The organism is Clostridium sp. ZBS15, from assembly GCF_023845705.1.
Lineage (GTDB): Bacteria > Bacillota > Clostridia > Clostridiales > Clostridiaceae > Clostridium > Clostridium aquiflavi.
On sequence record NZ_JAMQHY010000035.1, the window covers coordinates 40,188 to 53,052 of the forward strand.

The following is a 12,865-nucleotide window of genomic DNA, read 5'->3' on the forward strand; positions in this document are numbered from 1 at the left end:
ATTTCAAAAAAAGCCAGCTAAAAGCTGGCTTTTTGATATTATTACTGGCTTTTATAATTATCTTAATAATTGTAAAACACCTTGTGGTTGTTGATTAGCTTGTGAAAGCATTGCTTGTGCAGCTTGACTAAGAATATTATTTTTAGAGAAATTCATCATTTCCTTAGCCATGTCAACGTCTCTAATTCTTGATTCTGATGCTTGTAAGTTTTCACTAGCTGTTCCTAAATTATTAATTGTATGTTCAAGTCTATTTTGAACAGCACCAAGTTTTGATCTTTGAGATGAAACTTTTTCAAGTGCATTTTGAACTGTTGATATAGCAGCATTTGCTGAATACTTATCATCAACCTTAAGAGCAGTTCCATCATTAGCTTTTAATCCTAAAGCTTTTGCTCTCATATCGCCAATACCAATTTGCATAGTTTGACCTGAATTAGCACCAATTTGAGCTGTTATTGAGTGACTTCCATCAGTAGTTTCTGCTTCTGTCTTATTGAATACTAATGTAATACTTTCTCCAACTTTCATATTAGTTCCTATACCTGTTGCGTCAAATTTAATATCTCCACTAGTTATTCCAGCAGTACCGCTTATTGTGATTCCATCAGCTGCTATTGTAATGTTAGTAGCATCTAATTTCGCTCCTGAATTATTACGGAATTCATATTGTGCAGTTCCGCTAGCGCCAACTCCTGTTTTAGTTATACTTACAGCGCCATTAATTTGTGTAGCATCTTTTAATGCAGTCACAGTAGCAGCATCTGTACCAATTTGTATATTACCAACAGAACTATTATTATTAACTGTTACTGTTCCATCAACTTTACCATTAACTCCAACAACATCACCATTTAAAAGTTTCTTAGTATTGAATTCTGTTGTATTACCGATTCTATCGATTTCATCTGCTAATTGGTTAACTTCTTCTTGAATAGCTTTTCTGTCAGTATCATTGTTAGTATCATTTGATGATTGAACTGATAATTCTCTCATTCTTTGAAGAATTGAGTGAGTTTCATTTAAAGCACCTTCAGCTGTTTGAATCATTGATATAGAATCTTGTGAGTTTCTTCCAGCTTGATCTAATCCTCTAATTTGTCCTCTCATTTTTTCAGAGATTGCAAGACCTGCTGCATCATCTCCAGCTCTGTTTATTCTTAAACCTGAGCTTAATTTTTCCATTGATTTTCCTGCTGTACTTGTGTTTCCTGTCATTTGTCTATGAGCGTTCATAGCGTTCATATTGTGATTAATAATCATAATAAATTCCTCCTTGAATTTAACTGGACATCCATGTCCTTAATTTTTTATTTATTTAAAATTAAAGCTTTTAACTTTAATATTTAAAACTTATTTGTTTTATTAAATGTTTATATTTATTATATCGTTTGACCTATTATTCACTTTATAGTTTTTAATAAAATATTTTTATAAATTATTTAACACTTTCAAAAGCAAACTAAATCTTACTACATATTATATCGCACGTAAATTATAATACTTAACATATTTTAAACTATTTTATCTAAATTTATTCCTTTTCCAGGTTCAACAGCCATATTATCCATCATTTCTGTCATTTGATCAGCAACTTGTTTTTCTGAATTCATTCCAAGCTTTAAAACAGATAATTGAACTGCAGTTTTTAAAGTTCCTTGATTCATAGAAATTGACATTGCTCCTATATCCATAAATATTTCACCCTTTCTTTTATTTAATTACTCTGACCACCTTTGCTTATGCATACACCAATAAGTTACTAAACAGAATTTTTTATTTAGCACTAAACCCTTTTTGAAAAAAAGTTGCTTCCTCTATTAACATTAGCATAGCCTAAATTGGCTTGTTTTTTAGCAGCTATTTCCTGTATTTCTTCTTTAACAGATGACATTTTTTCTTTTAAAATATTTTCTAACTCTTTGTCTAATACATCTAATTTCTCTTTTGAATATATTTTTTTTATTTCACTTTTATCTAAATCTAAAGCTAAAATCTTTTTAATAGCATTATCTCTTTTTTCAAATAAAGAAATGTCTTCTTTATCATTTTTTATTGAATTTATTATTTCTAAAGTTATTTCTCTATACTCATTAAAAATATCTATATTCATATTTTTAGTTCATTCCCAACTGTGACATTAAATTAGATTGTTGTGAATTAAGTTTATTCATCATTTTTTCAAGAGTAGCATATTTAGAATATAATGCTTGTTCTCTTCTTGAAAAACTCTTTTCCATATCTTTTATCTTCTTTTCATAATTTGTTATGTTCTTACTAAGTTCATTAGTCGAAAATGTAGAAGTCCCTTCAAAACCAGCCTTCTTTAAAAGAGGAGAACTAGTACTTTTTCTAAACTCCACATCTATGGTATCTTTTAACTTAAATAATATACCTGTTTGATTTTTTCTTTTTCTTATCTCTTCAGATGATAACCCTGCTAATTCTTCTTCAGTTGGAGATGGTGTAGTAAATAACTTCATAACATTTTCTGTATTATTTTCCAAGGCTGTTGTAAGTGCATCCTCATCTATTGTAAATGTTCCATTTAAACTTCCTGAATAGTCTTCAACTGGTTTTATTCCCACTTTTTCAAGTTTCAATCCACTATCTTCCATTAAAGTTCTCATAGATTCCTTCATAGAATTAGCTATTCTTGTAATATCAGAATCTCTATATAATTGACCTTTTTCAACTTTTTCATTCCAAAGCTTAATCTCATTTTCTGACATATCCTTCTTTTGATCTGCTGTAAGAGGATTATAGCTTCTATCATGTTTAGTGCTGACAGTGGTATTCATTTTTTCTATAAGCTTATTATAATCATTTACAAATGCTACAATCTTGTCCTTTAATTCTTTCGCATCAGTTTTTCCTGTTATCCTTATTGCATTTCCATCTAGCGACTTATTGTTAAATGTAAATGCTACATTGTCTAAAGTCACAGTGTTGGAATTTCCCTCATGAGTATATATATCCCCCCTACTGTTCATTATCTCTATCTCAGCACTCTTACCTTTCCCCTCTAAAGCATTCACTTTATTTCCACTTTCACTAGTGATTAAAAGCGAATTATCACTACTGTCAAGCGCTACTAAACTAAAACTTTCTTCTCTTCCTAGAGCTTTTGTTTCAAACACTATACCTTTAGAAAATTCACTATATTGTGCTGTAACATCAGATCCTTTACCTTTTAAAGCTTTATTCAAATTTTCAACCAGTTCAGTTTTAGCTTTAGAACTTAATTCTCCATTAGAATCAAGTTCTTTATTTGTAATAGCAACAATAACATCTTCTTGCTTTATTGTTCCATCTTCATTCTTAACTGGATTTCCATTTTGGTCTTTAACAGTAATTTTTAAAGATATCTTATCTGCATTTTTAATATCATCGCCTTTTAATGTAACTTTAGCAGATGTAGCTAACTCCTTTATGTTTACACTATAATTTTCAGCTTTTGCACCAGCTTGAGCTTTTACAGTAACAGCACCCTCATCACTTGATGTAAAACTTACAGATTTATAATTACTAGATTTTAATAAACTATCACTTTTAACTATATCTAAATGTTTGTTAAAAAAGTCTGTATTGTCTTTTATAACATCCCTATATAATTTTTGTTTTATCTCAACAACATCTTTCTTTTGTGTCATTTGATCTACTTTTATTCTATAAGGTTTCATGGAATTCTTGATTATTTCATCCATATCAAGGCCTGTTGCAAGTCCTGTAATTCTCATTTCACTTCACTCCTTTTTTTATTATGCTCTTTTAGATTTCTTTTCAGCTTCATGCCATATGTCTCTTACTTCTTCAATAAGAGGTATAACTTCATCCATTGTTTTAACATCTTTTTTTAAGTTTACCTCAAAAAGTTTTTCATTTATGAATCCATAAATATTAAACATATTTACTGCCCATTCCCCAGCATTTGTATCAATTGATGCTCTAAGTTCAGTAAATATATCTTCTGTTTTTACTATATTTTCATGTGATTTCTTTACATCATTATCAATTATAGCTTGTCTCGCTATTTTAGAAAACTTAACTGCACCATCAACTAACATTAATAATAATTGCTCCTTTGATGCATAATTAACACTATTAGTTTTATAAGCAGTATATCCATTAGAATACATTGATTTTTCCTCCTACTTCTCTATATCTAAAAATCTACCTTTAGAGTTTGTTTCATTTAAATTTTCTACTTTTTCTACCTTTACATATAAGTTTTTTACATTACACCTTATTCCCTCAATTGTAATGTATTTCTTTGGGGATTTTTTATTTTTATCTTCTGTTTCTTTATGACCCTTATCTTTATTTTCGTCTTCTTTTAAATCTTTCTTTATACTTATATGATTATTTCCATGTATCTTATCAGTCTTAATTTCTTCTTTTAATTTATCTCTAATATCAGTGTCAACCTTATTAAGCCTAAATTCCATCTCAATCCCCCCTAAGATAATTAAGCTTTCTTATCTAATAATCCAAATTGCTTGCACATACTTGCAACCATATCTAGTATTTTCTTTGGAGGAATTTCCAAAATCACTTCTTTGGTAGCATCATCTACTATCTTTATCATTATCGCTTTTAAATCCTTATGTACAGAATACTCTGCATGTGCTTTATCATCTTCTAAAAATTTATTTAATTTTTTAAGTGATTTATCTAATTCTTCTTTGCTGTAATCATTATCTAAGGAATCAGATTTTTCTACTTGTTTTATCTGTACATCATTGTTTGCATTTTTAAATTCTGATGTAGCACCTTCAATATCATTGTTAATAATATTAACTTGTCCTATATGATTAATATTCATTTTTATTCACCCTCAATACCTATTTAATTTTTTAATAATTTCTTTTAAATATATATTTAATAAATAAAGTGTCATTGTAATTCGACTATACTCATTTTTAGTANNAGTATTCCTAAGTTTAATTATTCATTCTACTTTACCTATGGATATATCAACACGCTATTAAAACAAAGCTAAAAAAATTACTTCTTTAATCCTTTTAATAAATTTACATCTATACTCACAGCTTTTTTATTTTCTTCTTTAACAGCTTCATATAATTCTTTTCTTAATATAGTTGTTTCCTTTGGTGCATTTATTCCAAGCTTAACACTTCCATCTTCTAGCTTTAATACTGTAATTTCAATATCGTCACCAATCATTAAAGACTCATCTTTTTTTCTTGTAATAATCAACATATTATCACTCCTCTATTAAAAGATGTTTTATTTTATAATCTAAGTTATCTAATATTATTTGTTCCCCTAAATTATTAGAAATATTTATAATTATAGGTGCCTTTAAGTTTGTAGTAATTTTTTTTGGATCAGAATTTAATGTTACAGTAGTTAATAAAATAATATCATTTTGATTTTTTACATCTAATTTATTAATTTCTTCATCACTTAACTTAATTTCATAATCATTAAAAAATTCAAAAGGAGACACTACAATAAAGCCTGTATTTTCATCTTCTAAAGATTGAAGTAATTTAAAAGGTTCGCATTCTTTTAAATCAACTAAAATATATTCTTTCAAATTTTCAAATCCTAAAATTCCTTTTCTTAAAGTAATTTTATCTTTTTCTTCATATTCTATATTTCCTTGTACCTTAGAAACAAATACCATAGTTTATTCCTCCTATTTTATAAATAGTCTAATATCGTTGCTGGAAGTATTTTAGCACTAGTTTGAAGTGCTGCCATATATACTGTTTGCATTATTGAATACTGTATCATTTTTTCCGTAAAATCAATATCTTCAGTTTTTGATAAAATATCTGTCATATCTAAATTTTCTGATTCATTCTTGTCTTGAGCAGATTCCATTCTATTTTGCATAGCTCCAACTTCTGATCTATTTTGAAGTAAATTTTTAATTATATCATCAACTTCGCCAAGACATTCACCAGTTATTTTAGACTTATCTCCACCAGCTCCAAGATTTGTTATAATTTTATTTAATGTATTCATAACATTAGTTCCATTGCCTTCTAAAATATCAACTGCATTCTTATTATAATTAATTAAAACACCTTGAGAAACTTCAACATTTAAATCTGATCCTATTTGATCTAATGCATCAAAAGATGGCACCATAGATACTGCACTACTTAAACTCTGATTAGAAGAAAAACCATTTGAATCTAATACTGCTTTAAATGCATTTTCCAAATCATTTCCTTCAAGTGGTTTACCATCAGCTGCAGTAATTTTAACTGGTGCTAAATGTTCTTCTTTAGGATTTGCAGGATCTGTATTATTTATAATTGTTATTTCTATATTGTCGCCTTTCTTTTCCATGTTTTTAATAACTTTTGTGTTGTCATCACTCTTAATTTGATTTGTAAGTTCTATTTTCACTCCATCTGTAGTCTTACTTACAGCATTTCCATCCTTATCAGCATAACATAATTCACCATTAGAATTTACCATTATAGGCTTAGATGTACTTTTAGTTCCTCCAAATATATATACTCCATCAAAGTTAGTATTTAATATTTGACCCATTTCATTAACTCTTTCTTTAATTTCATCTTGTATGGCTTTTTTTTCATCAGGACCATATCCACCATTACCAGCTGTAACTAAAAGTTCTCTCACCCTTGCAAATACATTTCCCATTTGATTTAATGAAGTATCTGTTGTATCTAACCAATTTGAGATATCTTTAATATTTTCGTTGTATTGTTTATTAGCTCCAATTTCCGTATACATTTGCATTGTTCTTGAAACTTTATATGGATTATCTGATGGTCTACTTATTTCTTTACCTGATGATAATTGATTTTGAATTTTTTGTATATGATTCAAGTTTGTTGTCATATTACTTTTGTAATTTGAAGCTAACATACTTGTAGTTATTCTCATAATCTTCGCCTCCTATTTCTTAATATAAATATACTTCTTTTCATTTTTTTCATTTAAAATACGTTCGTATATAAAAAGTGGCTATTCCACACTTAATGAACAATTTACAGTTGACAATGCACGATTATGGTTGAAAGCCACTGGCTTTCTTTAAAATGTATATTTTAATAAATAGCGCTGCTATTTCATACTTAATTGTCACTTGTACATTGTCAATTCAAAAATATCTCCTTACCCATAGCTTTCATCAGATTTTTAAAATTTTATAAATTCATATACACCCAACTATCTCTTAAGTCCATTTATAACAACCTCAAGTAGCTCATCTACTGTTGAAATTATTTTAGCATTTGCACTATATGCATGTTGAAATTGTATTAAATTAGTCATTTCTTCATCTAATGAAACTCCTGATGTTGATAATCTTTGCATTTCTAAGTCTTTTAATATTTTACCTTGACCACTTACATTTCTACTTGCAGTCTCTGCATTTACACCTAATGTATTTATTATTTCTTTATAATAAGCATTAATTGTAGAACCTTGTGCACTACTTATCATATTTATTCCATCATCAAAGTTTACCTTTGTATTATTAAAGAAATCATCTCTACTTTTTATATCCTTAGAATTAGATAAATTCATCTTTACAGTTCTAAGACTAGCAATTGCAAGTGCTCTATCACCATTACCTTCACCAGCCTCATCTTTACTTGAAGCATTTAATAGTGATACATTTTTTAATACATCTTTATTAATTGTTATATTTTTGGCACTTATGTTTTTTTCTAATGCCTCATTTTTAGCTACGCCAGTCAACCCTGTTACATCTGTATTATTAGTAAATATAAGTTCATACTTGTCAGTTGGAGTTTTACTTCCTGTTTGAATTGCATTAACAGAATAAGCAAGTCCTACAGCAATTCTATCTAAATCAGCCATGTATCCCTTTATAGTATCTTGTACACCTTGGTTCCCTGCTATATCACCTTTTATATGTTTATTATCTACAGTGTTAACATCAACATCTAATTTATGAGTTTGTAATATCCCCGTATTTATATCTAAGTCTTTTTGTTTTATAGTTTCTCCATCTTTTAAAGTTTTTGTATTGTATTTATATGTGGGTGGTGTAGTTGGAGGTGTAATTTCAGCACCTTTTTCTCTTACAGTAACATTTCCATCTTTATCCGCTGTTAGTACTCTATTTTGAGTTAAAGATTCTGCAATTTTCTTTGCTTCAGTTTCGTCTGCACACTCAATTGTAACAGTTTGCTCTTTAGCATTTAAATTTCCCAAAGGGTGATATTTAAGCTCTACTGTATACTTTCCACCCGCTTCTTTTATTTCGGCATTTTTAACATAAGAAAATCTAGTGTATCTTTCATCTGTTGGGCTTGAATTAACTAAATTGTTAACAGGATTTTTATCATTTTGATATCCTTCTAATTTTAAATCTATAGCTTCTTTTTCTTTTCTATCAACTGTTATTCCAAATTTATAACTTAACTCATCTAAAAGATTGTCTCTTGCATCCATTAAATCGTTAGGTTTTTGACCAACTGCACATACACTTGCTATTTGCTTATTTAGTTCATTTATTTGATCTAAATAATTATTTACATCCTTAATATTAACTTGTAATAATTCTTGCGCATCACCTAATTGTTTATTAAGTTGCGTATAAGTATTATTTAATGCATCTGATAATGCTGATGCTTTTTGAAGTGCTATGGTTTTAGTTGATGAATCATGTGGCTTTTTAGATAATTCTTGGAATGAATCAAAAAATTCTCCTAATAATTCTTGTATTCCTGAATCAGAAGGTTCTCCAAATATGTTTTCTACACTGTATAAAAATTTATCTTGAACATCATAATTTCCAAGCTTACCCTTTTCATGTCTTACTTGAAAATCAATAAAAGAATCTCTTATTCTTTCTATTGATGAAATTTCTGCTCCTGTACCAACTTGTCCTACTGTACACGTATCAAATCTAGACATTCCTCCAAAAGGTCTTGTAGTTGTTGCTACTGCCCTTTGTCTTGAAAATCCAACCGTATTTGCATTTGCAATATTATGAGACGTTGTATTTATTGCTCCTTGTTGTACATTTAATCCTCTTTTTCCCACATTAAATGTATCAAATAATCCTGCCATTCATATTCCTACCTTTCAAAATTCCTACATCCATGTCTTTTTTATTCCCCATCCATGTTTTTAATTATCTATATTTTGAATATATGTTTATATATCCCATATGTAAAGTGGCATATATAAACATCTTACTAAAATATAAGCTATAATTAAAAAGACTTACACTCTTTTGAGCATTATCTTCTCAAATTACCATAAGAGTTATAAGTCTTCATTTCCCTATTAGGGTTCATAATGTTTAACATTTGATTATTAAACATTATTTGTTGTTTTAATAACATTTCATTAGTTTCTTTTTGAAATGTTAAATCTTTCAATGTTTTTTGAATTTTATCATATGATTTATACAATTTTTCATCATTAGCTGTGTTTAATATATCTTTTATACTTTGTTTTCCGATTAGTTGTCTTCTTTTTACTTCTTCACCAGCTATTTTTTTATTACATTCATTCAACTTGTCAACTAATCCTTCTAATCCAAACACATCTTTTTCCATTATCATTTTATATTGTACTTCAAACAGACCTAATAATTCTCTTAATGCATTTTCTTCATTTTCTATTATCTCTGTTAGTTTGTTTATCATTATCTATTTTTTATTCTCCTTTATAGCTTCTAATATACTCTTTGCAGTTAATTTAGAATCTATTTTATAAGTACCATTTTGTATCTTTTCTTTAATTTCTGCTACTTTTTTAGCATTATCTATATTATTTTCCAAAGAGTAATCTTTTATAGATTTTCCAAGTGCTGAAATCTCTATTCTATCTCTTGTTTCAACTTTATTAGCTTTTTCAACTTTATTAATGTTTTTATTAGAATTATATATATTCACTGCAGAATGTGCATTAATTCTATTAATACTCATATTTCTTTTACCTCCACAATCTTATCTTTCTCATCTTTCTTCTTTTATTATCGTACTCTTATATATTAAGTTTAGTTATTTTTAACAAATTAATACCTTAATAATATAAGTATTTCTCTCATTTACAAATGTGAAATCTTTTTTACAAATATTTAATAATAAAATAATTTTATTAAGACACTACGTTTCTTAATTTTTCTGATATTAAAATTATACTACTAATTTTATTTAAGGCATATAAAAATAAACAACAATTCCAAAGTTACACTGAAAATAGAGATATAATTAATTTATATAACTTTTGATACCAAAATTATATACTATTAATTATATCTCCATATATTTTCAATTACTCTTAATTATCTAAGAGATCTTATTCTTTCAGCATTACTTACTATACTTGTTATTCTTACACCAAAATTTTCATCAACAACAACAACTTCACCATAAGCTATTTTCTTTCCATTAACTAATATTTCAACTGGTTCTTCTGCTAATTTATCTAATTCAACTAAAGATCCAGTACTTAAGTTTAATATATCTTTTATGCTCTTTTTGGTTCTACCTAAAACAACAGATATATCTAATGGAACATCTAAAATTAAGTCTATATTCTTAGGTGTTTGTGAAGTATCTCCTGGAACTAGTGTTTCAAAAGCTGCTTCATGCACTTCTACTGATTGTTGTTGCACCCGTGGTTGTTCTACTATAGGTTTCGCTTGGATTGGTTGTGGTGCTGGCTGAGGAGTAGCTGTCTTTTGCGTAGTTGCTTGAACTACTGGTTTTTCTTCTACAACCTTTGCTGGCTCACTAACTTTACTATTATTATCTTCTTGACCCATCATTATAGAAACTATCTTTTTAGCTGTATTCAATGGTAATATTTGCATTATATTACTATCAACAAGATCTCCTATTATTAATCTAAATGAAACTCTTACTATTTCCTCATCTTCTGATAAAGTGTCTGTAATAGGTTCCTCTTTTTCTTTCCACAACTTTGATTTTGGAGGAGATATATCTACTCTACGTGAAAACATTGTTGCCATTGAAGTTGCTGCTGAACCTATCATTTGGTTCATTGCTTCTTGAACAGCACTAACTTCTATTTCTGATAATTCAGGATTTTCGGCAACCTTACCATCTCCACCCATCATCAGATTTGCTATTACAGCTGCATCATCTGTCTTCATAACCAATATATTTCTTCCTATTATTCCCTCTGTGTATTCAACATCTAAAACTATGTTAGGAGTTTCAAAAGAAGCCTTCATATCTTCTAATGTTGTTAAGGAAACTATAGGTGTTGTTATATTTACGTTTTGATTAATAATTTGATAAAGAGCTGTAGAAGCTGATCCCATGGATATATTTCCTATTTCCCCTAACAGGTCTTTTTCAATATCAGTCAATTTTTCTGTATTCCCATTATCTTGAGGAACTTCTTGCGTTTCTTCATTACCAAGTTCTCCTGCTAGAAGCGCATTTATTTCTTCTTGCGATAGAAAACTATTACTCATACTCTTTCACTTCCTTATCTATTATATCTAAAATAGCAACACCCATATTTTTTCCTGATACACCAGGTTTAGCGTAGTAACATTCTTCATTTCCTACATATACCTTTATAGGTGAAGAGCTCTTATTGTCAAGCTTAATAATATCGCCCTTAGTTAATTTCAAGAAATCATCTACTATGATACTTGTATTGCCAAGTTCTGCAAATACTTCAATATCAACCTTTTGGATTCCTTCTTCCATTTTAACTCTTGATTCCGCAATTAATGTTTCATCATCGTTTTGGAACCAATATTGTACTACTAATTTATCTAATACTTTTTCTATACTTAAATATGGAATACACATATTCATAAATGTACTGTGTTCTCCAAATTCTACAGAAAATGTAATAAGGGCTACTGGTTCATTTGGCGCTAATGTTTGATTTATTGCTGGATTTGTTTCTATTCCTTCTACCTCAGGACTTACATTTAAAATATCTTCCCATGCTAATTTTAGATTACTGATCATTCCAGTAGTAACTTGTCTTATTATATTCTTATCTATGTCTGAAAATTCTTTATTACCTATTTTCCTATCTCCACTTCCCCCAAGTAAAATATCTATTATTTGAAATGACAATTTAGGGTTTGTTTCAAATATAATTGATCCTGTTAAAGGGGGCATTTTAAATATAGTGATGATAGTAGGATTTTGTACGGAATGTATAAATTCCTCATAGGTTATCTGTTCTACAGTTTCTATTTTGACTTTAACATTCTTCCTTATTTGTCCTGTTAAATAATTTGAAGTTATTCTTGCAAAGTTATCATGAATTAGTTCTAAAGTTCTTATGTGATCTTTAGAGAATTTTTGCGGACTTTTAAAATCATATAACTTTATTTTATGTTTTTCCTCGTCCTTAGGTACGGTCTCTGGTTCTAACTCACCTGTAGATAAAGCAGATAACAAGGCATCTATTTCACTTTGTGATAAAACATCTGCCATTTTTTTATCCCTCATTTCATTACTAATTTAATAACTTATCAATGTTTATTATTGTTAGAAGTTTGTCGTTATAATCTACAATTCCTTTTACATAATCTGGTCCATTATTTTCATCTAATCTTTGTATATCTTTTTCTTCTATATCTAACACTTCGTCAACTTCATCAACTGATATTCCGATTTCTTCTTCCTTAACAGTCAATATTATTATGTTATTTTGCTTGGCACTTGAGTCAACATTTAATAACAGATTTATATCAACAAGTGATTTTATACTTCCTCTTAAGTTTATTAATCCTTTGATATAACTAGGTGCTTTTGGCACTCTAGTTATACCCATCATATCATTTATACTTTGAACACGTTCTGTTTCAACAGCAAAATATTCATTTCCTAGTTTAAATACTACTATCTGCATTTAATACACCCCCATACTT

Annotated in this window: 16 protein-coding genes; all 16 read right to left on the minus strand. The window is 28.4% G+C overall.

Features of this window, described 5'->3' with window-relative positions; translation table 11 throughout:
• Positions 1-57: 57 nt before the first annotated feature.
• Positions 58-1,263, minus strand: a complete 1,206-nt coding sequence (locus NG904_RS10385) for a flagellin N-terminal helical domain-containing protein (protein ID WP_252224762.1) — start codon at positions 1,261-1,263, stop codon at positions 58-60.
• Between the two features lie 251 nt (positions 1,264-1,514).
• Positions 1,515-1,694, minus strand: a complete 180-nt coding sequence (locus NG904_RS10390) for a YjfB family protein (RefSeq protein ID WP_252224759.1) — start codon at positions 1,692-1,694, stop codon at positions 1,515-1,517.
• A gap of 92 nt (positions 1,695-1,786) precedes the next feature.
• Entirely contained in the window at positions 1,787-2,113 is a 327-nt protein-coding gene (locus NG904_RS10395) for a flagellar protein FliT (protein ID WP_252224756.1), read from the minus strand.
• 4 nt (positions 2,114-2,117) lie between these two features.
• The gene (fliD, locus tag NG904_RS10400) at positions 2,118-3,740 is read right to left on the minus strand and encodes a flagellar filament capping protein FliD (protein ID WP_252231547.1); all 1,623 of its coding nucleotides are present in this window, start codon (positions 3,738-3,740) and stop codon (positions 2,118-2,120) included.
• Between the two features lie 21 nt (positions 3,741-3,761).
• On the minus strand, positions 3,762-4,139 hold the full coding sequence (fliS, locus tag NG904_RS10405; protein WP_252212674.1) for a flagellar export chaperone FliS: 378 nt from the start codon (positions 4,137-4,139) through the stop codon (positions 3,762-3,764).
• A 12-nt stretch (positions 4,140-4,151) separates the two neighbouring features.
• Positions 4,152-4,448, minus strand: a complete 297-nt coding sequence (locus tag NG904_RS10410) for a hypothetical protein (RefSeq protein ID WP_252212675.1) — start codon at positions 4,446-4,448, stop codon at positions 4,152-4,154.
• 20 nt (positions 4,449-4,468) lie between these two features.
• A complete protein-coding gene (locus NG904_RS10415) occupies positions 4,469-4,825 on the minus strand; it encodes a flagellar protein FlaG (RefSeq protein ID WP_252212676.1) in 357 nt (118 codons plus the stop codon).
• A gap of 182 nt (positions 4,826-5,007) precedes the next feature.
• Positions 5,008-5,223 (minus strand): carbon storage regulator CsrA, encoded by a 216-nt coding sequence (csrA, locus tag NG904_RS10420; RefSeq protein ID WP_252231548.1) that lies wholly within the window; start codon positions 5,221-5,223, stop codon positions 5,008-5,010.
• Positions 5,224-5,227: 4 nt separating this feature from the next.
• Entirely contained in the window at positions 5,228-5,653 is a 426-nt protein-coding gene (gene fliW, locus NG904_RS10425; RefSeq protein ID WP_252224749.1) for a flagellar assembly protein FliW, read from the minus strand.
• Between the two features lie 17 nt (positions 5,654-5,670).
• Complete coding sequence (flgL, locus tag NG904_RS10430) at positions 5,671-6,894, minus strand: flagellar hook-associated protein FlgL (protein ID WP_252212679.1); 1,224 nt, start codon at positions 6,892-6,894, stop codon at positions 5,671-5,673.
• Between the two features lie 285 nt (positions 6,895-7,179).
• Positions 7,180-9,054, minus strand: coding sequence for a flagellar hook-associated protein FlgK (gene flgK / locus NG904_RS10435; RefSeq protein WP_252231549.1), 1,875 nt, complete (start codon positions 9,052-9,054; stop codon positions 7,180-7,182).
• A gap of 173 nt (positions 9,055-9,227) precedes the next feature.
• The gene (locus NG904_RS10440) at positions 9,228-9,638 is read right to left on the minus strand and encodes a flagellar protein FlgN (protein WP_252212681.1); all 411 of its coding nucleotides are present in this window, start codon (positions 9,636-9,638) and stop codon (positions 9,228-9,230) included.
• Between the two features lie 3 nt (positions 9,639-9,641).
• Complete coding sequence (gene flgM, locus NG904_RS10445) at positions 9,642-9,920, minus strand: flagellar biosynthesis anti-sigma factor FlgM (RefSeq protein WP_252212682.1); 279 nt, start codon at positions 9,918-9,920, stop codon at positions 9,642-9,644.
• Positions 9,921-10,279: 359 nt separating this feature from the next.
• On the minus strand, positions 10,280-11,440 hold the full coding sequence (gene fliY / locus NG904_RS10450) for a flagellar motor switch phosphatase FliY (protein WP_252212683.1): 1,161 nt from the start codon (positions 11,438-11,440) through the stop codon (positions 10,280-10,282).
• Positions 11,433-12,428, minus strand: a complete 996-nt coding sequence (gene fliM / locus NG904_RS10455; RefSeq protein ID WP_252212684.1) for a flagellar motor switch protein FliM — start codon at positions 12,426-12,428, stop codon at positions 11,433-11,435. Before fliM ends, fliY begins: the two co-directional genes overlap by 8 nt.
• A gap of 22 nt (positions 12,429-12,450) precedes the next feature.
• On the minus strand, positions 12,451-12,846 hold the full coding sequence (locus tag NG904_RS10460; protein ID WP_252212685.1) for a chemotaxis protein CheW: 396 nt from the start codon (positions 12,844-12,846) through the stop codon (positions 12,451-12,453).
• Between the last annotated feature and the right edge of the window lie 19 nt (positions 12,847-12,865).

Bases quoted from the DNA above. Each gene is read 5' to 3' on its own strand.
- fliW (WP_252224749.1), bottom strand. From the start codon at position 5,653: ATGGTATTTGTTTCTAAGGTACAAGGAAATATAGAATATGAAGAAAAA.
- flgM (WP_252212682.1), bottom strand. From the start codon at position 9,920: ATGAGTATTAATAGAATTAATGCACATTCTGCAGTGAATATATATAAT.
- fliD (WP_252231547.1), bottom strand. From the start codon at position 3,740: ATGAGAATTACAGGACTTGCAACAGGCCTTGATATGGATGAAATAATC.
- fliM (WP_252212684.1), bottom strand. From the start codon at position 12,428: ATGGCAGATGTTTTATCACAAAGTGAAATAGATGCCTTGTTATCTGCT.
- NG904_RS10410 (WP_252212675.1), bottom strand. From the start codon at position 4,448: ATGGAATTTAGGCTTAATAAGGTTGACACTGATATTAGAGATAAATTA.
- fliS (WP_252212674.1), bottom strand. From the start codon at position 4,139: ATGTATTCTAATGGATATACTGCTTATAAAACTAATAGTGTTAATTAT.
- NG904_RS10440 (WP_252212681.1), bottom strand. From the start codon at position 9,638: ATGATAAACAAACTAACAGAGATAATAGAAAATGAAGAAAATGCATTA.
- NG904_RS10385 (WP_252224762.1), bottom strand. From the start codon at position 1,263: ATGATTATTAATCACAATATGAACGCTATGAACGCTCATAGACAAATG.
- flgL (WP_252212679.1), bottom strand. From the start codon at position 6,894: ATGAGAATAACTACAAGTATGTTAGCTTCAAATTACAAAAGTAATATG.
- NG904_RS10460 (WP_252212685.1), bottom strand. From the start codon at position 12,846: ATGCAGATAGTAGTATTTAAACTAGGAAATGAATATTTTGCTGTTGAA.
- NG904_RS10395 (WP_252224756.1), bottom strand. From the start codon at position 2,113: ATGAATATAGATATTTTTAATGAGTATAGAGAAATAACTTTAGAAATA.
- NG904_RS10415 (WP_252212676.1), bottom strand. From the start codon at position 4,825: ATGAATATTAATCATATAGGACAAGTTAATATTATTAACAATGATATT.
- NG904_RS10390 (WP_252224759.1), bottom strand. From the start codon at position 1,694: ATGGATATAGGAGCAATGTCAATTTCTATGAATCAAGGAACTTTAAAA.
- flgK (WP_252231549.1), bottom strand. From the start codon at position 9,054: ATGGCAGGATTATTTGATACATTTAATGTGGGAAAAAGAGGATTAAAT.
- csrA (WP_252231548.1), bottom strand. From the start codon at position 5,223: ATGTTGATTATTACAAGAAAAAAAGATGAGTCTTTAATGATTGGTGAC.
- fliY (WP_252212683.1), bottom strand. From the start codon at position 11,440: ATGAGTAATAGTTTTCTATCGCAAGAAGAAATAAATGCGCTTCTAGCA.